The sequence below is a fragment of the Brenneria sp. L3-3C-1 genome (genome assembly GCF_016456245.1).
Lineage (GTDB): Bacteria > Pseudomonadota > Gammaproteobacteria > Enterobacterales > Enterobacteriaceae > Brenneria.
In genome coordinates this window covers 19457-39548 of record NZ_JAEMHF010000003.1, presented here as the reverse complement: position 1 = coordinate 39548, position 20092 = coordinate 19457, and the positions used below count along the sequence as shown (strand labels likewise).

Genomic DNA, 20092 nt, shown 5'->3' with positions numbered 1-20092 from the left:
TTTATGGCTTGTGACAACAAACTGCTTGTTTTGCCGACCGAATAGCGTGCGATAATGTTTTTCATCTGTTCTAACCAAAGAGAAAGGGAACCCTATGCCGAATGTAGTGAAATACCTCGCAATGAGTGCGTTGGTTGTCATGCTCGCCGCCTGTGACGGCAAAACGGAAGACGTCGCGAAAACACCGGCACAGGACACGCCGGCGGCGGAAGCATCAGCCGGTCAGCACATCGAACTGCTGTCCGGCAAGGTCACCTTTACCCTGCCGGCCGATATGAAAGACCAAAGCGGTAAGCTGGGTACACAGACCAATAATATGCACGTTTATGCCAATGAGAGCGGGCAAAAAGCGGCGATCGTGATTTTGGGCGACAATACCACTGAAGAGCTGACCGTGCTGACCCAGCGTCTGGAAGACCAGCAGCGTACGCGCGACGCCAATCTTCAGGTGGTGACCAATAAAACCATTGAGGTGGACGGGCAGAAATTGCAGCAGTTGGACAGCATCATTACCAGTAGCGGCCAGCAGGCCTATTCGTCCGTTGTGCTGGGTAAGGTGGCCGATCATCTGTTGACGCTGCAAATTACGCTCCCGGCGGATAACCAGCAGCAGGCCCAGAGTGAAGCGGAAAGCATCATTCATACGTTGAAACTACAGTAATATGAGGCCCCAGACGCGGGTATCTCGCGTCTGGGGCGCAGTGTTTGGATAGTTAGGAAAAACCGACGGTGGATTTCAGTTTTACACTTTTGCACCTTAGCGTCATACTTTCCCATTAGTCTTGGCGCTCCGCGTAATCCCCTCACCGAGCCGATTTGCGCATTCTTTTATTTTAACTTTCGATATCAACATAAATGACCCGTTCTCCCAGATCGATCGCTTGGTTGCGAGTTGTCAGCCTTTCCCTGGCTGCATTCATTTTCAATACCGCCGAATTTGCCCCCGTCGCCTTGCTGTCCGATATCGCCGCCAGCTTTTCGATGAACGCTGCGCAGGTGGGACTCATCATTACTATCTATGCCTGGGTCGTCGGGCTGATGTCGTTGCCCTGTATGTTGCTTTCCAGCAATATGGAACGCAGGCGCCTGCTGATTAAAATTTTTATTCTGTTTGCGGTCAGTAATCTGCTATCCGCTTTGGCGTGGAATTTTTGGATCCTGGTGATCTCCCGCATTGGCGTGGCGTTGGCTCACGCGGTTTTCTGGTCGATCACGGCGTCTTTAGCGGTGCGTCTGGCGCCCAAGGATAAAAAGGCGCAGGCGTTGAGTTTGCTGGCTACCGGAACCGCGCTGGCTATGGTTCTGGGCCTGCCGCTAGGGCGGGTGATTGGTCAGTATTTGGGGTGGCGGATCACGTTTGCGCTGATTGGCGTTGTCGCCGGCGTAATTATGCTGGTCATGATGAAACTGTTGCCTGAACTCCCCAGCAGTCACGCCGGATCGTTAAAAAGCCTGCCTGAGCTGCTTAAACGGCCCGCGCTGCTCTGCGTTTATGGTTTAACCGTCGTGGTTGTCACCGCGCATTTTACCGCTTACAGCTACATCGAACCCTTTGTGCAAAAGGTGGCGTTGATGAGCGATGAATTTATTACCGCACTGTTGCTTTTATTCGGTGGCGCCGGGATTATCGGCAGCATACTATTCAGCCAATACAGCAACAAATATCCTTCGGGTTTTATGATTTCGGCTATCGCGCTGTTGTCGCTATGCCTGCTGCTGCTGTTGCCGCTGTCATTCAGCAGCGCCAGCCTGTCGCTGGTATGTTGCGCCTGGGGCGCGGCGATCATGGCGATAGGGCTGAGTATGCAGGTCAAAGTCCTGACGTTGGCCCCCGATGCGACCGATGTCGCCATGTCGCTGTTTTCCGGTATTTATAATATTGGCATCGGCGCTGGCGCGTTGCTCGGCAATCAGGTGATTACCCGCCTGAATCTGACGGAAATCGGGTTTATCGGCGCGGTGCTGGCGTTGATTGCGCTGGCGTGGTGTGTTTTTATCTTCAGGCGTTACGCTCAGGCTTTAAACAATACCGTGATGAACTGATATGTTCTTGTGTTAAGTGAGATCGTGATGAGTTCACAGTATGCACGTTTGGTGACGATGGCGGCGTTTGGCGCGACAACCGTAGCGCTTCTGTTGTTTATAATGAAAATGTTTGCCTGGTGGTACACCGGTTCGGTAAGTTTACTGGCATCGCTGGTGGACTCATTGGTCGATATCGGCGCATCGCTGGTGAATCTTCTGGTGGTTCGTTATTCGCTTCAGCCCGCCGATCCCGAACATACTTTCGGTCACGGAAAAGCGGAGTCGCTGGCTGCGCTGGCGCAGAGTATGTTCATTTCCGGTTCCGCCGTGTTCCTTATTTTGATGGGATTGCAACATACTCTCGCGCCTCAGACGCTGCATGCGCCGGAGGTGGGGATAGGCGTAACCGTTATTGCTTTAGTGTCGACCTTGTTACTGGTGTCATTTCAGCGCTGGGTGGTCAAACGAACCTATAGTCAGGCGGTGCGGGCGGATATGCTTCACTACCAGTCCGACCTGTTGATGAATGGGGCGATTCTGCTGGCGCTGGTGTTAAGCTGGAAAGGCATCACCCATGCGGATGCGCTGTTTGCGTTGGGCATCGGTATCTATATTCTGTACAGTGCGTTACGTATGGGATACGAAGCGGTGCAGTCTTTGCTGGATCGCGCGTTGCCCAATGAGGAGCGCGAGGCGATCGTCAAGATTATATCGGGTTGGCCGGGCATCCGTGGCGCGCACGATTTACGCACCCGTCGCTCCGGGCCTACCCGGTTTATCCAGTTGCACCTGGAAATGGACGATTCATTGCCGCTGGTTGAATCGCATCAGATTGCCGACGACATAGAGCGAGCGCTGCTCAGTCGGTTTCCCGGTTCCGATATTATTATCCATCAGGATCCGGTTTCGACGGTGCCGGAAACGCAGCGAGGGCTATTGAATATATAGCCCGGTGATTGACTGATATTGCTTTTGGTCAATTTATGCTTAAAACGTGATGGCTGTGAAAAATTATTGCGCAATTTAGTCTGACCTGAATCAATTCAGCTATGGGTATTTGATATAATATGCCTACAAAAGATTAGGGTTGCCGTCGACTAAAAGGCGACGGCCGATATGTGATAGAAAAATCCTGCGAAATTACATCTACAAGTCCAGAGGTTGTCATGATTAAAAGAATTGGAGTGTTGACGAGCGGTGGTGATGCCCCAGGCATGAATGCGGCGATTCGTGGCGTGGTTCGTTGTGCACTGACAGAAGGGTTGGAAGTTTTTGGTATCTATGATGGCTATCTGGGGTTGTATGAGAATCGGATGGTTCAGTTGGATCGCTATAGCGTATCAGACATGATCAACCGCGGCGGTACTTTCCTCGGATCGGCGCGTTTCCCTGAATTCCGCGATGAAAAAGTGCGTGAAGTCGCCATTCAGAATATGAAAGCCCGGGGGATTGACGCACTGGTGGTTATCGGTGGCGATGGTTCCTACATGGGTGCCAAGCGTCTGACGGAAATGGGTTTTCCTTGCATCGGTTTACCCGGCACGATCGATAACGACGTCGCGGGTACTGACTACACCATTGGTTACTTCACCGCGCTGGAAACGGTGCTGGAGGCGATTGACCGCCTGCGTGATACCTCTTCATCACACCAGCGTATTTCCATTGTCGAAGTGATGGGGCGTCATTGCGGCGATTTAACGCTGGCCGCGGCGATTGCCGGCGGTTGTGAGTTTATCGTCCTGCCGGAAGTGGAATTTAGCCCGGAAGATCTGGTTCAGGAAATCAAGGTTGGGATCGAGAAGGGTAAAAAACACGCTATCGTGGCGATTACCGAGCACATTTGCAACATTGACGAACTGTCGAAATATATTGAGAAAGAAACCGGTCGCGAAACGCGCGCCACGGTGCTGGGGCATATTCAGCGCGGCGGTTCTCCGGTCGCCTACGATCGTATTCTGGCTTCCCGCATGGGCGCGTATTCCATTGACCTGCTGCTGCAAGGCTACGGCGGCCGCTGTGTCGGTATCCAGAATGAAAAGCTGGTGCACCACGACATCGTCGATGCCATCGAGAATATGAAGCGTCCTTTCAAGGGCGACTGGCTGGAAACGGCTAAGAAGCTGTTCTAAGCCCACAGCCTGAGTTCGCCTGCGCCGGACGCTGCCTGTCCCGCCTGCAAGGTGAAATTACCGTTTGTCGACCGACCCCCGTTTTTACGGGGGTTTTTTTTAACGATCGCAGACCGGCGACACCACGTCGGGATTGGGGAAGCCGGATCAATTGATTCTTCTGGAACTGAAGGTTCATTGAGATAGCACGCAAACGCCCTTAACTGGCATAATGCGCGTGTCATTTCGGTGAATCGCTGACTAGGTGTTTCCGTCCGCGCATTAGAAGGCTTGTTGACCTAAACTCGTTATGGTCGCGCCCGTTGGGTGCAACTGCGTGATAGTGCTAACTGCTGATATCCGCCTGGTAAAAGACGGCGGGTATAAATAGCTATTATTGAGGTTTTCGCATGACAAAAGTTACCGTTGCCGCCACACAAATGGCGTGTTCCTGGGATTTGCCGAGGAATATTGAGAATGCCGAAAAGCTGGTGCGGCAAGCCCATGCCAAAGGGGCGCAGGTGATCCTGATTCAGGAGCTGTTCGCCGCGCCCTATTTCTGTATCGACCAGAGCCCGGAACACTATGCTCTGGCGCAGGAACTGGAAACCAGCCCGCTGATTAAACATTTCTCCGCGCTGGCGGCCGAGCTGGAAGTGGTTCTGCCGTTGAGCTTTTTCGAACGCGCCAATAATGCTTACTACAACTCGCTGGTGGTGATCGACGCCGACGGTTCGGTGCTCGATCTGTACCGTAAAACCCATATTCCCAATGGGCCGGCGTATCAGGAGAAGCAGTTCTTTATCCCCGGCGATAGCGGTTTTAAAGTCTGGCAGACGCGCTATGCGAAAATCGGCGTCGGCATCTGCTGGGATCAATGGTTCCCGGAAACCGCGCGTTGCCTGGCGTTGCAGGGCGCCGAGCTGATTTTCTACCCAACCGCCATCGGCTCGGAACCGGCGTATCCGGATATCGACAGCCAACCGCACTGGACTCGCGTTCAGCAGGGTCACGCCGCCGCCAATCTGGTGCCGGTGATTGCCTCCAACCGGATTGGCACCGAAGCCAGTAAATACATCGACGGCCTGGAAATGACGTTTTACGGCTCCTCTTTCATCGCCGATCAAACCGGCGCGCTGGTGGAACAAGCCAACAAAACCGATGAAACCGTACTGGTGCATACCTTTGATTTAGACGCCATTGCCGCGCAGCGCGCGTCATGGGGACTGTTTCGCGATCGTCGCCCGGACATGTACGGCGCCATCGCCAGTTCCGACGGCAAGACGCGGAGATAATTGATGTCACAATTGACCACGCCGTATCAGGACGGTTTTGTCATGCCGGCCGAATGGGCGCCACAGGATGCCGTGTGGATGCTGTGGCCTTATCGCCGGGATAACTGGCGGGATGATGCTCTGCCGGCGCAGAAAACCTTTGCGCAGGTAGCAGAAACCATTGCGCGGAAAACGCCGGTGATCATGGGCGTGCCTGCCCGTTATAGGGATGACGCCAAACGTATCATGCCCGCTAACGTCACGCTGGTTGAAATGGAAAGCGACGACGCCTGGATGCGCGATACCGGCCCGACGATGGTGCTGAATCAGGCCGGAGAACGGCGGGGCATCGACTGGCGGTTCAACGCCTGGGGCGGTGAACTCGGCGGTCTGTATGAAGACTGGCGCCAGGATGAAAAGGTTGCCGCGCAGGTGCTGGCTTATCATCAAGACGCGCGTTATGAAGCCCCTCTGATTCTGGAGGGCGGCTCGATTCATACCGACGGCGAAGGGACATTGCTGACCACGGCGGAGTGTCTGTTGAATCCCAACCGCAACCCGCAGCTGAGTAAGGCGCAGATCGAACAACTGATGCGTGATTATCTCGGCGTCTCGACGATTATCTGGCTGGAGGAGGGGGTTTATAACGACGAAACCGACGGCCACATCGACAATATGTGTTGCTTTGTGCGGCCGGGCGAAGTGGCGCTGCACTGGACGGATGACGAAAACGATCCGCAATATGCGCGTTCACAGGCTGCCTGGCAGGTGCTTTCCGCCGTTAAGGATGCCCAGGGCCGCCAACTGAAAATCTGGAAACTGCCGGCGCCGGGGCCGTTGTATACGACTCCGGAAGAAGCGCGGGGCGTGGATATCGGCAATGCGGTTGAACGTCTTGCCGGCGCGCGTCTGGCCGGTTCCTATGTCAACTTCCTGATCAGCAACCAGCAAATTATCTTCCCGCTGCTGGATGCGCGTACCGATGGTATTGCCCGCGACCTGTTACAGCAAATGTTCCCGGACTATACGATAAGCGGGGTGCCGGCCCGTGAAATCCTGCTGGGCGGCGGCAACATTCACTGCATTACCCAGCAAATTCCCGCAATCCGCGGGGAATAATATCGACGGCGATAAAAAAGGCTCCCTGCTGTTGCAGGGAGCCTTTTACGCTTTAGGGGATAGGGTTAACCGCGTTTGGCTTCCGCCGCGGCTTTCACGATCACCGCGAAAGCGTCCGCTTTCAGCGATGCGCCGCCAACCAGCGCGCCATCGATATCCGGCTGGGTAAACAGCTCCGCCGCGTTGGACGCGTTAACGGAACCGCCGTACTGAATAATAACTTGTTCAGCAACCGCCTTATCCTGTTTAGCGATGTGATCGCGGATGAATTTGTGAACCGCCTGAGCCTGAGCCGGCGTGGCGGACTTGCCGGTGCCGATAGCCCAGATAGGTTCGTAGGCGATCACCGCGTTTTCAAACGCTTTGGCGCCCAGCGTATTCAGCACCGCGTCCAGTTGACGGGCGCAGACGGCTTCAGTCTGACCGGCTTCATTTTCAGCTTCGCTTTCACCGATACACAGAACGGGGATCAAACCGGTTTCCTTCAGGACGCCGAATTTTTTAGCAATGAACTCATCGCTTTCTTTGTGATAAGTACGGCGTTCCGAGTGACCGATGATAATGTATTTCGCACCGATATCTTTCAGCATGGCGGCAGAGGTCTCACCGGTAAAGGCGCCGGAAAGATTCACGTCTACGTTTTGCGCGCCCAGCGCGATACGGCTACCGGCCAGTTGGTGATTGGCCTGATCCAGATAGATTGCCGGTGGGGCGATGGCGACGCCGCAGCCGTCAACCGCGCTCAATTCATGACGCAGGCCGGCAATCAGTTCAATGACCATGTCGGTACTACCGTTCAGTTTCCAGTTACCCATAACTAATGGATGTCGCATTTTTTTTCCTCCAGGCGGAATAGCGAATGAATCAAAATTTTACTGCCGGACGGCAGTTTGAACTAGCAACAGTATAAAGACGAAATGTTGCCGTGGCTCGGTTTTTCGTCATTAATTCCTCTGTCGATCACGGTTCGGATAGCGTTAGCTTAATCGGTTCAACAGCAAAAGTTAGCCCCTTTTCTTGGTTGTCCGCCACGACATAGCGCAAAGCGCCTTCCGTTTGCTGGTAAAAACGCTGCCCTTTACCTTCCGCCAGCAGTTCGTTGATTTTTTTGATGCTCTGTTCTTCCGTCAGCGAAGGCACAAAAGCCCGCGACAGCGCCGCCATATAATGAACGGCCTGCGTTCGCCGGGCTTCTGTTTCCGTATCCTCCGGCTGCGGCAGCCAGGTGATTTGCAGCGTTTTGATTTTACCCGTTCCTCTCTCCAATGCAGTTGACGCATACAGGCGATCGTTGATTTTACTGGCGGCACGGGTCAGCAGCGTGGAGTGGTGGCCGGTATCGACCACCCGAAACTCGCCAATCGGCAGCGTCGGGTTACTCAGGTTATAACGCGTGCGAAACTGCACAATCGTCTGGTCGAAGGTCGGCGCGCCCACCAACAGATAAGGCGCGGCAACCGGCGTTTTCGGCGGAAAAATCGGATCAGACCATGCGCCGGGAGGAGACAGCGCCAGTGCGGGCAGGATAAACAGGGAGACGAGGCTTTTTCTTATCATGGATACATTTTATCAGGTGAATTTTAAATTGGGCCAACAGTGGCGGTAACGACGATACGTCAGATTAAAGCGGTATTCGTGAGCGCTTGTCAAAATTCACATAAAGATTGCTGGCGTTGCGCCCTGTTAGGGTAAACTCGGCGAAGCTTAAATGGCAATTCAGGGTTCTGTATTTAATGACGCTACAACAATGGTGTTTCTCATTTAAAGGCCGGATTGGCCGCCGTGATTTCTGGATTTGGCTTGGCGTCTGGCTGGCGCTGTTGATGGTGCTGTTTACGTTGGCCGGACAGAACTGGCTGGATACGCAATCCACCGCGTTCGCTATCGTGGCGTTGCTGTGGCCAACGTCGGCGATAGTGGTAAAACGCCTGCACGATCGTAATAAAAGCGGCTGGTGGGCGCTATTGTTGATAGTGGCATGGATCCTGGCCGCCGGTAACTGGTCGATGCTGCCATCTATCTGGCAGTGGGGCATCGGCCGTTTTATTCCCACGTTAATTTGCGTGATGGTGTTTCTCGACTGCGGCGTTTTTGCCGGCACCGCCGGCGACAATCGTTTTGGGCCGCAAGCGGAACCGTTAAGATTCCGCCGCTGAAGAGTCATTACCAGTAGTGTTCGCTGGTGATATGGCCGGGCCGGCGACGCAGATGTTTGGTCATTTGCCGTTCTTCTTTCAATATTTGCTGGGTATCGCGCACCATTTGCGGATTACCGCACAGCATGACGTGACCGGTCTGCGCATCCATGGATAAACCCACGGCGGATTCAAGCGTGCCGTTGGCGATCAGGGCAGGGATGCGGCCGGTCAACGAACCGGTTTCTTCCTCGCGGCTGACTACCGTTTGAATATGCAGTTGACCGTTGTAGCGCTGTTGCAACTGCTGCATCAGCGGCAGATAGCTTAAGTCACGGGCAAAGCGGGCGGCATGAACCAGCACAATGTTTTTAAAGCGCGCCAGATCTTTGCCTTCCTGCAAAATGGAAAGAAAAGGGCCAATGGCGGTGCCGGTTGCCAGCATCCACAGGGTTTCGCACGGCGGGATCTCATCCAGCACAAAAAAGCCCGCGGCCTCTTTGGTTATCATGATGTCGGCCCCGGGTTGCAGTGCGTGTAAACGAGGGCTTAATTTCCCTTCAGGGACGTTAACCAGATAGAACTCAAGATTATGGTCGCTGGGCGCGTTGACATAGGAATAGGCGCGCTGAACGCGCTCGCCCTCTACATCCAGCGCCAGTTTGGCATACTGCCCGGCAGTGAAGGGCGCGGTGGGGGCATGAACCCGGATACTGAACAGGCTCTCTGTCCAATTTTCCACCTGAATAACCTTGCCTGTCACCCATTCAGCCATCGTTCTGTGCTCCTGTCTCTATGGCGGTACTGTGAATTACAGCGTCTGACGATATCTACGTCGCGTCAGCGCGGCCAGTAATTGGCCGCCACTAAGATACGCTATTTATTAACAACTGTGAAACAATTCAGCCGGTTGATGCGGAGGCGTTCACCATCGCCTTAAAGCAGAAAATCATGCAACGCCTGATCTTTACGATCGAGATAATGCGTGGATTGGATACGGCGGATGGTGCGTGATTTACCGCGGATCAGCAGCGTTTCGGTGGTGGCGATATTGCCTTTGCGCGAGATGCCTTCCAACAGATCGCCCTTGGTGATGCCGGTGGCGGAGAAGACCACGTTGTCATTGCGCGCCATATCGCTGAGTTGCAACACTTTTCCGGCTTCAATCCCCATTTGTTGGCAGCGCGCCAGCTCGTCGATACCGATACGGCGGTTCTCTTCGCTGTCGCCTTTAACCTGATGGCGAGGCAACAGGCGGCCCTGCATGTCGCCGTCGAGCGCTCTAATCACCGCTGCGGAGATAACGCCTTCCGGCGCGCCGCCAATGCCGTACAGCACATCGACTTCGCTGTCCGGCATGCAGGTCAGAATGGAGGCGGCAACGTCCCCGTCCGGGATGGCGAAGACTTTTACCCCTAACTGCTGCATCTCGGCGATTATCGCGTCATGACGTGGTTTGGCCAGCGTGATGACCGTTAACCGGCTGAGCGGTTTATTCATTTTTCGGGCTACATTGCGCAGGTTGTCCGCCAGCGGAAGCGCCAAATCAATCACGCCTTTGGCTTCAGGGCCGACAATCAGTTTTTCCATATACATGTCGGGCGCATGCAGAAAAGCCCCTTTTTCGCCAACGGCCAGCACCGCCAGCGCATTAGCCTGCCCCATGGCGGTCATGCGCGTGCCTTCAATCGGATCGACGGCGATATCTACCGTATCGCCCTGACCGGTGCCGACCTGCTCGCCGATAAATAGCATCGGCGCTTCATCAATTTCGCCTTCGCCAATGACAATCCGACCATTGATATTGACCTGATTGAGCATAATACGCATTGCCTGTACCGCCGCATTGTCGGCGGCGTTTTTGTCGCCGCGGCCTAACCATTTATAGCCTGCCAGCGCGGCCGCTTCAGTGACGCGTGAGAATTCGATGGCTAATTCACGTTTCATGGATACCTGTCTGTTGTTAATCGGGGAAGGGAGTTGGTGGGCGAAGATTTTATCACACCCGATGGCGGGAAGCGTAAAATGACAAGCAGCGGACAGATCCGGGCGGCCGCGCGGCTATCTGCCGTGCGGGCGAACCAGGCGTTGTCCGTGCCGCCGGAACGGCACGGATAGCGGCGATTAACGTTGGGTAAGGCTTTCCTTTGTAACGGGCATCGCGGGATTTTCCTGAGCGGGCGCACGAACTTTGGTCATGATCACCACCGAAAGCAAGAGCGCGACGGCCATAAAACTGTATGACATGCTCGGATTGCCGGTAAGGCCATTCAGATAGCCCACCAGCCAGGCGCCCAGGAAAGCGCCCAGTGCGCCGAAACTATTAATCAATCCGATGGATACGCCAGAGACGTTTTTCGGCAGCAATTCGGGAATCAGGGCAAAGAACGGGCCGTATGGGGCATACATACAGGCTGCGGCGATAACCAGCAACGCATAGGAAAGCCAGAAATGGTGATTGCCTATTGAGTAGGAGGTAAAGAAAGCCGCGGAGGCAATCAGCAACAACGGCCAGATGTACAATTTGCGGTTCTGCATTTTATCCGACAGCCACGAAACGGTCAGCATCGTGACAATGGCGGCAAAATAAGGCAGCGCCGACAGCCAGCCAACTGAAACGATATCCATCGACGCGGCGGATTTGATAATCGATGGCATCCACATCATGAAACCATAAACACCAATACTCCATAAAGCGTGTACGGCGCAGAGCATAATGACATTGCGTGAACGCAGCGCTTCGCCATAGTTACGCACGGGTTTGATATTTTTCTGCTCGCTGTCCATCACCGCCTGTAAATCGGCTTTTTCCTGTGCGCTCAACCATGACACGTCGGCGGGTTTATCCCGTACCAGAATCCACCAGCAGAAGGCCCAGATAATAGCCGGCGCGCCTTCAATGATGAACATTTCGCGCCAGCCGTAGGCGTTGATCAGGTATCCTGAGACAATTGACATCCACAGAACCGTAACCGGATTTCCCAAAATCAGGAAGGTATTGGCGCGAGAACGTTCGGCTTTGGTAAACCAGGTACTGATATAAATCAGCATCGCCGGCATAACCGCGGCTTCCACCACGCCGAGGATAAAACGGATCACCATCAGCATCGGAATATTACTGACCAGACCGGTAGCGGCCGCGCAAACTCCCCATAAGATCAGACTGAAGAAAATTAATTTCCGCACGCTTCGCTTTACCGCATATATTGCCCCCGGCACCTGAAAGAAAAAATAGCCCAGGAAAAAAAGCGCGCCAATTAAAGAGGACGTTCCTTTTGTAATGCCTAAATCGACTTCAATGCCGGAAGCCGCCGCAAATCCATAATTAGCCCGATCGAGATAGGCCAGACTATAGGTAATAAATATGATGGGCATTAAATACCACCAACGTCGGACCGCCAATTTTTTAATTGTCATCATGGTTACCTGTTTAATTTAAAATAATATTTTCAAATATGCGTTGCATTTCAGATAAAAAAAGAACGGCGGATTTTTAAAATTAAAATCCACATGTTATCCTCTGATTTTATTTTCAGAAATAATGTTCTTTTTTAATTAAGGTAGTAAATAACCGCTACCCTGATGTGCTGTTAATGATCTCTTTTATTCGTCAAAAAATAACGCAATACTCTGTTGTTGACCGATGCAAATATGAGACCTGTTTTTCGGTTTCAGGTTTGTGATTCGGATCACTGTAAATAATGTTAAAAAAAGATGTTACCGGTAACGTGATCGGCGCTGCAATTATTCTTACAGCGCGTCGCCATCAGACAGAAAAAATCATGGAAAGGGGGAGCGGCCACCGCCGGCGATTGCTTTGCAGTCGGTTCAGAGCGTTCCGCCAAGAGAAAGCCGATAATGGAGATCGACGTACTCTATGGTGGGGAGTTTATTGATTTTTTTAATTAAAATGTCCGTCGCCACTTTACCCATTTCAAAGCGCGGGGTGACGACGCTGGCAATGGCCGGCGTTGTGGCCTGGCCGATGTCCAGACCATGAAAACCGGATATCGCCATCTGTGCCGGAACCGCAATAGACAGGCGCAGGCATTCCTGTAACACGCCAACGGCAATATCATCATTGGTACAGAAAATCGCGTCCACCTGTGGATACATCTGGCGCACCAGCGCCAGCATGCCGGAGCCGATCGACACCGAGGAAACCTTATTCGGGGTGATTTGCATCGGGGACAGACCCGCATCCTGCATCGCCTGGCTATAACCCTGATAGCGCTTGCGGTCGCGAATATCCGACATGGAGCCGAAGTAAACGATATGACGTTTCCCGCTGGCTAAAAGCGCGCCTGTCATATCATACGCCGCTTGATAGTTGTTAAATCCCACCACAATGCGACCGGCAAGCGGTTCCAGATCCATAACCTGAGCAACCGGAATTTCCGCCGAATCCAAAAATTTGTTGGCGCGCAGCGTATGTTCAGAGTCGGTCAGAATCAAACCGGAAATTTGACACGATAACAGGCTGATAATCTGCTCTTCTTCACGGTTTTTGTCGTAGTCATAGTTCACGACTAACGTTTGATAACCATTGGCCGACGTTACCGATTCGATCCCTGCCAGCAGATCGGAAAATATTTGGTTATTAAAGGAAGGAACCAGTATGCCAAGACGGGGCGCAAGGACGGGCGGCTTACTTTCTTTCTGATTCTCGTCGCTGTAATTGACCTCGACCATCACCTGGGCAATGCGTTTGGCGGTTTCAGGCGCAACTTTATCCGGCGTGCGAAGGTAACGGCTAACCGTCATCTTGGTGACGCCGGACAATTGTGCGATGTCCTGTAACGTGACGCGTTGATTTTTCATGCAGGGAGCGACCTGAAGGAATAGCGTAACAATAAAGTGGGATTATGCACCGTAGAGCGATGAAATGTGAAGCCTGTTACCGACAGGCGACGAAAGTAACATTCTTGGTGAAATGACAGTTGGTTTTTTCAATACGCCATTGTATGGCGGTTTATCCTATCGGTACGATTTTTGCGGATTGCATGGCTTTTGTTGCATGAATTATTTCCGGCGACGAATTGCCTCCGTATCGACATGAGTGCGATCACGAAAGCGGTAACAGCTTGCTGTAACATCCCGGACGACGCTCGTCGTTGCGATCTTCTCTCCGGTCGGTTGGGTTTCTAAGGCCCTGCTCCACCGAGGTAAAATGGGCGCGCCAGGCGCGCCCGCAAATGATTATTCGTCGTGTTCTTCCCAGTTACGGGCGCGCGCGACGGCTTTTTTCCAGCCGCTGTAGCGGTAGTTACGTTCGACCGTTTCTATACCGGGGCGGAACTCACGCTCAATCGTGGCTTTGCTTTTCACCTCATCGAGATCGTTCCAGAAGCCGGTTGCCAGACCCGCCAGGAACGCCGCGCCCAGCGCGGTGACTTCCCGGATTTCCGGGCGCTCAACGCGCGTGCCGAGAATATCGGACTGGAATTGCATCAGGAAGTTGTTGGCGACGGCGCCGCCGTCTACACGCAGGGCTTTCAGATGGGTATTAGCATCGGCCTGCATGGCATCCAGTACGTCACGGGTTTGGTAAGCGATCGATTCCAGCGTTGCGCGGATAATGTGATTCGCATTGACGCCGCGGGTCAGGCCGAAGATGGCGCCGCGGGCATAGGGATCCCAGTAGGGCGCGCCCAGTCCGGTAAAGGCGGGAACGACATAAACGCCGTTGGTGTCTTTGACTTTGGTGGCGAAATATTCCGAATCCATCGACTCGCCAATCAGCTTCAGTTCATCACGCAGCCACTGAATGGAGGCGCCGCCGACGAAAACGGAACCTTCCAGGGCATAGTTGACCTCGCCGCGCGGCCCGCAGGCGATGGTGGTTAACAGTCCGTGTTTCGACAACACGGCGTCGGTGCCGGTATTCATCAACAGGAAGCAACCGGTGCCGTAAGTGTTTTTCGCCATGCCCGGGTGAACGCAAAGCTGTCCGTACAGCGCCGCCTGCTGGTCGCCCGCGATACCGGCAATCGGAATACGCGTGCCGCCTTTACCGCCGATATTGGTTTGCCCGTAAACTTCGGAAGAGCTACGCACCTCGGGCAGCATGGCACGTGGAATATCCAGCGCCTGCAACATACGCTCATCCCATTCCAGGGTGTGGATGTTGAACAGCATGGTGCGGGATGCGTTGGTATAATCCGTTACGTGAACGCGTCCCTGCGTCATTTTCCAAATCAGCCAGGTGTCGACCGTACCGAACAACAATTCGCCGCGCTGAGCGCGTTCACGCGAGCCTTCCACGTGATCCAGAATCCATTTCACTTTGGTGCCGGAGAAGTACGGGTCGACGACCAGTCCGGTGGTATTGCGAACGTATTCTTCCAGCCCGTCCTTCTTCAGTTTTTCGCAGATCTCCGCCGTCCGGCGACACTGCCAGACAATGGCGTTGTAGATGGGTTTACCGGTCTCTTTTTCCCATACGATGGCGGTTTCGCGCTGGTTGGTGATACCGATGCCGGCAACTTCATCCGCATTGATGCCGGCCTTGGCCAGCACCTCCACCAGGGTGGAGCTTTGCGAAGCCCAAATTTCCATCGGATCGTGCTCTACCCAGCCGGCTTTCGGATAAATTTGGCTGAACTCACGCTGTGAGACGCTGACGATATTGGCATCGTGATCCAGTACCACGGCACGGGAGCTGGTCGTACCCTGATCGATAGCGACGATATATTTTTTTTCCGGGTTCATAAATCAAATCCTGTAATGGTTAACCGTAAAAGGAGGATCGCTGTAACGCTAAATTTAGCGGGTTTCCGTATGTGTCATCGTTTCGCTGTCGGTCTGACACACATCGCATGGCAGATGACGGCCAATCAAAGCGCGATAGCCGAACGCGCCGAGGCAGGCGCCGACCAGCGGACCAAAAATCGGCACCAGGAAGTAAGGGATATCGCGTCCACCGGTAAAGGCGACCTCTCCCCAGCCCGCCAGGAAGGCGAACAATTTCGGGCCGAAGTCACGCGCCGGGTTCAACGCAAACCCGGTGAGCGGCCCCATGGAGGCGCCGATGACCGCGATTAAAATACCGATCAACAAGGGAGCCAGCGGCCCGCGCGGAATACCGTTGCCATCGTCGGTCAGCGCCAGAATCAGACACATCAAGATGGCGGTAATCACGGTTTCAACCAAAAACGCCTGCCCGACGGAAATGTGGGGATTGGGGTAAGTCGAGAATATACCGGCAAGGTTCAGGCTTTCCGTGCTGCCGCGCACCATGTTATGCGTCTGCTCAAAATCGACGAACAGGTTGTGATACAGGCCGTAGACCAGCGCCGCGGCGCAGAAGGCGCCGGCGATCTGCGACAGAATATAGGGCACGACTTTCCGGCGATCGAAACAGGCAAACAGCCAAAGGGCGATGGTGACGGCCGGGTTGAGGTGAGCGCCGGAAATCGCGGCGGTCAGGTAGATAGCCATCGCCACCCCAAGACCCCAGATGATGCTGATTTCCCATTGCCCGAAGCTGGCCCCTGTCAATACCAAGGCGGCGACGCAGCCGACGCCGAAGAAAATCAGCAGACCGGTGCCCAAAAATTCGGCGATACACTGGCCTTTGAGGGTAGAACTTTTTAGTTGACTCATAATTATTTTCCTACTGGCTAGAGTACAGAGTGGTGGGTTTACAGGGGGACATTGAATACAGCGCTCCCTGCTTTGATGTATTTATAGTGTGAATTTATCGTTAATGTTCGAAAACGAGAAATATCGAAATTAAAATGTGTGTTGTTCGTCAAGAAAATGAGCGTATTCGCTTAGTTCGCTAGCCTTTTATGGTTGGTAACGCATGTCTCATGTTAAGCGCCAGGTTAAATTTCTTAACATAAGCAATCAGGCGGCAAGCGGTTAAGGTTCTTTTTCAGTTTGTGCTGATAGTGGTGGTAAATAAAAGGTGTCACACTCTCGGTTGTGTGGGATGTCTGCTAGACAGGGATACATTGGCTACATACAATTCTGTTATGGTCAACCTGTTGTCAGGTCCACCATCGGATTACGTCCAGGGGCGTATTAAACAGGCAACCGCGTCAGGCGTGTCGTCGTGTAGCGACCGCGCGGACGCTGTGGGTCAGCGTTAACTGAATTTATGCCTTGCGATTAAAAGGGGTTTGAAGAATGTCATTTGAAGTATTTGAAAAGCTGGAAGCGAAAGTTCAGCAAGCGATTGATACGATTACGCTGTTACAAATGGAAATTGAAGAGCTGAAAGAGAAGAACAACGCCTTGTCGCAGGACGTGCAGGCTGCCGCCAGTTCCCGTGAAGCGCTGGTGCGCGAGAACGAGCAGTTGAAAGAAGAACAGACGGTATGGCAGGAGCGCCTGCGGGCCCTGTTAGGGAAAATGGAAGAAGTCTGACGCTTTCAGAAAAGGGCGGCCTTTCGCCCTTTTCGCCGTTCAATACGTTTGGCGGTAGAACCAGATTATTCAATATCCAGCGGATCTTCCGCCAGAATAATCCCGGTGTTGTCAGCGTAAAGATGATCGCCGGAGAAGAAAGTGACGCCGCCAAAATTAACGCGGATATCGCTTTCGCCAATCCCTTCGCTGGCTGCGCCGGCCGGGATCGCCGCCATCGCCTGGATACCGATATCCAACTCGGCCAGATCGTCTACCTGACGTACCGCGCCGTAGATGACAATGCCTTCCCATTCGTTCTGGGTCGCCAGCCTCGCCAGCTCCGCGTTGATTAACGCCCGGCGCACCGAGCCGCCGCCGTCGATCAGGAGTACGCGCCCGCTGCCGTTTTCTTCCAGCAGGTCATAAAGCAGGCCGTTATCCTCAAAACATTTCACCGTGGTGATTTTCCCACCAAATGAAGTACGCCCGCCAAAATTGGAGAACAGAGGTTCAACAACATTCACCTCTTCGTGATAAATATCGCACAGTTCGGAAGTATCGTATTTCATAGGATTTACGTCAGTTTGCCGCTGGGGTAATGAGTATATCCCTTTCTGACGGATGTTGGCAAAATCATCAAATGTTAACTTGATACGCATCAGTAAACTGTTGCGTACCGTTCACTTCCGCTATCAGCTCAGCATAACGCCCACGGCAAACAGAATATTGGTCAGCAGCGCGCCCTTGACGGTTTTTTCCAGCATTGGACGCATGCTGAAGGCGCTGGTTTCGCGCAGAACATAGATAGCCTGTTTGAGCAGCAAAGGCAGCGTCAGGATGAACAGCCAGCCCGCCAGGCTATGCAGATAGAGTAGGGCAAACAGGCCGAGGCAAACCGGCGCCAGCAGCAGCAATACGGTGTGATAGCAGCGGGCTTTTTGCGCGCCGAGACGCACCGCCAGCGTATTTTTCCCGCTGATGCGGTCATTGTCGATGTCGCGTAGGTTATTGATATTTAAAACGGCTGTCGCCAACAGCCCGCAGGCGGTCGCCGGCAGCATGACGATGCTGTCGAAATGGCCGGTTTGCAGATAGTAGGAGCCGGCGACGCTCAGCCAGCCGAAAAAGATCAGCACTGAGATATCGCCCAGCCCGATATAACCGTAGGGTTTGTTCCCGACGGTATAGGTGATGGCGGCCAGAATAGCCAGCAGCCCCAGCACCAGAAAACCGATGATGTCGGTTGGTTTCTCACAGGCGGCAATCACCAGCGAGACGCCGGAAATAATGGTCAGGGCGATGGTGACGATCAGCGCATTGCGTAGCTGCGGCAGTGTAATGACGCCGGTCTGGATACCGCGCAATGGACCAATACGCTCTTCGGTGTCGCTGCCTTTTATCGCATCCCCATAGTCATTCGCCAGATTGGAAAGAATTTGCAGTAATCCGGCCGTCAGCAGCGCCAGTAATGCAATTCCCGGTTTAAAACTGCTATGCCAGCTTGCAATCGCCGAGCCGGTGACGATAGAAGCGAAAGCTAATGGCAATGTTTTAGGACGTAAACTGTCCAGCCAGGCTTTGGTCTTGCTGCTACGGATTGATGAGGTCATGGTGTGCTTCAATTTCCATAATATGAATATGGCTGTTTATAAAAAATTGCTGTAACGACAGTGCTATAAACACAAGTGGGAGGCCTTGGCCTCCCACTTGACAGTTAACAGGACGATCCGTGAAAACGGATTATAAGATAAATCGGCTCAGATCTTCATCTGCTACTAATTCATCCAGGTGACTACGTACGTAATCTGCGTCAATGGTAACGTTTTGACCGTGCATTTCGCTGGCATCGTAAGAGATATCTTCAATCAAACGCTCCAGTACGGTATGCAGACGACGCGCGCCGATATTCTCTGTACGCTCGTTGACCTGCCACGCGGCTTCCGCAATGCGGCGGATACCGTCTGTGGAGAATTCAATGCCGACGCCTTCTGTTGCCATCAATGCTTTGTATTGCTCGGTCAATGATGCGCTTGGCTCCGTCAGGATACGCTCAAAATCTTCCGTCGTCAGCGCCTGTAATTCAACGCGAATGGGTAAGCGCCCCTGCAATTCGGGGATCAGATCCGACGGGCTGGCAACCTGAAATGCGCCAGATGCGATAAACAGGATGTGGTCGGTTTTGACCATACCGTGTTTGGTGGAGACGGTGCAGCCTTCCACCAGCGGCAACAGGTCGCGCTGTACGCCTTCGCGGGACACGTCCGGGCCGGAACTCTCACCTCGCTTACAGATTTTGTCGATCTCATCGATAAACACGATACCGTGCTGCTCGACGGCTTCGATCGCCTGCTGCTTCAGCTCTTCCGGGTTAACCAGTTTGGCGGCTTCTTCCTCGATCAGCAGCTTGAAGGCCTCCTTGATTTTCACTTTACGGGCTTTCTGCTTCTGACCCGCCAGATTCTGAAACATGGATTGCAACTGGTTGGTCATTTCTTCCATGCCCGGCGGCGCCATGATCTCGACGCCGACCGGCGCGGCGGCCAGATCGATTTCAATCTCTCTGTCGTCCAGTTGGCCTTCGCGCAGTTTCTTGCGAAACGTCTGACGCGTCGCCGATGGCTCGGCATTCTCTTCCGGTTGCCCCCAGTTGTTTTTAGCCGGGGGGATCAGCACGTCAAGAATACGTTCTTCCGCCAACTCTTCGGCGCGGTGACGGTTCTTCTCAATGGATTGCTGACGCACCATTTTTATCGCTGAATCCGTTAAATCACGGATGATCGAGTCGACTTCCTTACCGACATAGCCGACTTCGGTGAATTTGGTGGCTTCTACCTTGATGAACGGCGCGTTGGCCAGCTTGGCCAGACGACGGGCGATTTCGGTTTTACCCACCCCGGTAGGGCCGATCATCAGGATATTTTTGGGCGTGACTTCGTGGCGCAGCACTTCTTCCAACTGCATACGCCGCCAGCGGTTACGCAACGCAATCGCCACGGCACGCTTGGCTTTGTGTTGACCGATGATATAGCTATCAAGTTCGCTGACTATTTCGCGCGGGGTCATTTCAGACATAGTT

The 20092-nt window shown here is 53.5% G+C and carries 19 protein-coding genes; 8 read left to right on the top strand and 11 right to left on the bottom strand.

Features of this window, described 5'->3' with window-relative positions:
• Positions 1-94: 94 nt before the first annotated feature.
• From JG725_RS09470 to aguA, 6 genes are all read left to right on the top strand, one after another.
• A complete protein-coding gene (locus JG725_RS09470; protein WP_172290465.1) occupies positions 95-661 on the top strand; it encodes a DcrB family lipoprotein in 567 nt (188 codons plus the stop codon).
• A 194-nt stretch (positions 662-855) separates the two neighbouring features.
• Positions 856-2043 carry a sugar transporter gene (locus JG725_RS09465; RefSeq protein ID WP_172290464.1) on the top strand — a complete coding sequence of 396 codons (1188 nt, stop codon included), beginning with the start codon at positions 856-858 and terminating at the stop codon, positions 2041-2043.
• A gap of 27 nt (positions 2044-2070) precedes the next feature.
• Entirely contained in the window at positions 2071-2973 is a 903-nt protein-coding gene (gene fieF, locus JG725_RS09460; protein ID WP_172290463.1) for a CDF family cation-efflux transporter FieF, read from the top strand.
• Positions 2974-3191: 218 nt separating this feature from the next.
• Complete coding sequence (gene pfkA, locus JG725_RS09455; RefSeq protein WP_172290462.1) at positions 3192-4154, top strand: 6-phosphofructokinase; 963 nt, start codon at positions 3192-3194, stop codon at positions 4152-4154.
• A gap of 389 nt (positions 4155-4543) precedes the next feature.
• Positions 4544-5428 carry an N-carbamoylputrescine amidase gene (gene aguB / locus JG725_RS09450; RefSeq protein WP_172290461.1) on the top strand — a complete coding sequence of 295 codons (885 nt, stop codon included), beginning with the start codon at positions 4544-4546 and terminating at the stop codon, positions 5426-5428.
• Between the two features lie 3 nt (positions 5429-5431).
• A complete protein-coding gene (gene aguA, locus JG725_RS09445; RefSeq protein WP_199377760.1) occupies positions 5432-6526 on the top strand; it encodes an agmatine deiminase in 1095 nt (364 codons plus the stop codon).
• Positions 6527-6591: 65 nt separating this feature from the next.
• On the opposite strand, the gene tpiA is transcribed toward aguA, so the two are convergent.
• Positions 6592-7359 (bottom strand): triose-phosphate isomerase, encoded by a 768-nt coding sequence (gene tpiA, locus JG725_RS09440; protein ID WP_172290459.1) that lies wholly within the window; start codon positions 7357-7359, stop codon positions 6592-6594.
• 127 nt (positions 7360-7486) lie between these two features.
• A complete protein-coding gene (locus JG725_RS09435; protein WP_172290458.1) occupies positions 7487-8083 on the bottom strand; it encodes a DUF1454 family protein in 597 nt (198 codons plus the stop codon).
• A gap of 176 nt (positions 8084-8259) precedes the next feature.
• On the opposite strand from JG725_RS09435, the gene JG725_RS09430 reads away from it, so the two are divergent.
• Positions 8260-8682 carry a DUF805 domain-containing protein gene (locus JG725_RS09430; RefSeq protein WP_172290457.1) on the top strand — a complete coding sequence of 141 codons (423 nt, stop codon included), beginning with the start codon at positions 8260-8262 and terminating at the stop codon, positions 8680-8682.
• 7 nt (positions 8683-8689) lie between these two features.
• Here JG725_RS09430 and fpr read toward each other — a convergent pair whose 3' ends face one another.
• The 6 genes from fpr to JG725_RS09400 form a co-directional block, all read right to left on the bottom strand.
• Positions 8690-9436: a ferredoxin--NADP(+) reductase gene (gene fpr, locus JG725_RS09425; protein WP_172290456.1), complete on the bottom strand. Its 747-nt coding sequence runs from the start codon at positions 9434-9436 to the stop codon at positions 8690-8692.
• A 161-nt stretch (positions 9437-9597) separates the two neighbouring features.
• Complete coding sequence (glpX, locus tag JG725_RS09420; RefSeq protein ID WP_172290455.1) at positions 9598-10608, bottom strand: class II fructose-bisphosphatase; 1011 nt, start codon at positions 10606-10608, stop codon at positions 9598-9600.
• Between the two features lie 177 nt (positions 10609-10785).
• Complete coding sequence (locus tag JG725_RS09415; RefSeq protein ID WP_199377758.1) at positions 10786-12081, bottom strand: MFS transporter; 1296 nt, start codon at positions 12079-12081, stop codon at positions 10786-10788.
• 408 nt (positions 12082-12489) lie between these two features.
• On the bottom strand, positions 12490-13482 hold the full coding sequence (locus JG725_RS09410) for a LacI family DNA-binding transcriptional regulator (RefSeq protein WP_172290453.1): 993 nt from the start codon (positions 13480-13482) through the stop codon (positions 12490-12492).
• 378 nt (positions 13483-13860) lie between these two features.
• Positions 13861-15372 carry a glycerol kinase GlpK gene (gene glpK / locus JG725_RS09405; protein ID WP_172290452.1) on the bottom strand — a complete coding sequence of 504 codons (1512 nt, stop codon included), beginning with the start codon at positions 15370-15372 and terminating at the stop codon, positions 13861-13863.
• 54 nt (positions 15373-15426) lie between these two features.
• Positions 15427-16266, bottom strand: coding sequence for an MIP/aquaporin family protein (locus JG725_RS09400; protein WP_172290451.1), 840 nt, complete (start codon positions 16264-16266; stop codon positions 15427-15429).
• Between the two features lie 528 nt (positions 16267-16794).
• On the opposite strand from JG725_RS09400, the gene zapB reads away from it, so the two are divergent.
• On the top strand, positions 16795-17034 hold the full coding sequence (zapB, locus tag JG725_RS09395; RefSeq protein WP_172290450.1) for a septal ring assembly protein ZapB: 240 nt from the start codon (positions 16795-16797) through the stop codon (positions 17032-17034).
• A gap of 65 nt (positions 17035-17099) precedes the next feature.
• On the opposite strand, the gene rraA is transcribed toward zapB, so the two are convergent.
• The 3 genes from rraA to hslU form a co-directional block, all read right to left on the bottom strand.
• Positions 17100-17585: a ribonuclease E activity regulator RraA gene (rraA, locus tag JG725_RS09390; protein WP_172290449.1), complete on the bottom strand. Its 486-nt coding sequence runs from the start codon at positions 17583-17585 to the stop codon at positions 17100-17102.
• Between the two features lie 123 nt (positions 17586-17708).
• A complete protein-coding gene (locus JG725_RS09385) occupies positions 17709-18626 on the bottom strand; it encodes a 1,4-dihydroxy-2-naphthoate polyprenyltransferase (protein WP_172290448.1) in 918 nt (305 codons plus the stop codon).
• A 130-nt stretch (positions 18627-18756) separates the two neighbouring features.
• On the bottom strand, positions 18757-20088 hold the full coding sequence (hslU, locus tag JG725_RS09380; protein WP_172290447.1) for an HslU--HslV peptidase ATPase subunit: 1332 nt from the start codon (positions 20086-20088) through the stop codon (positions 18757-18759).
• Between the last annotated feature and the right edge of the window lie 4 nt (positions 20089-20092).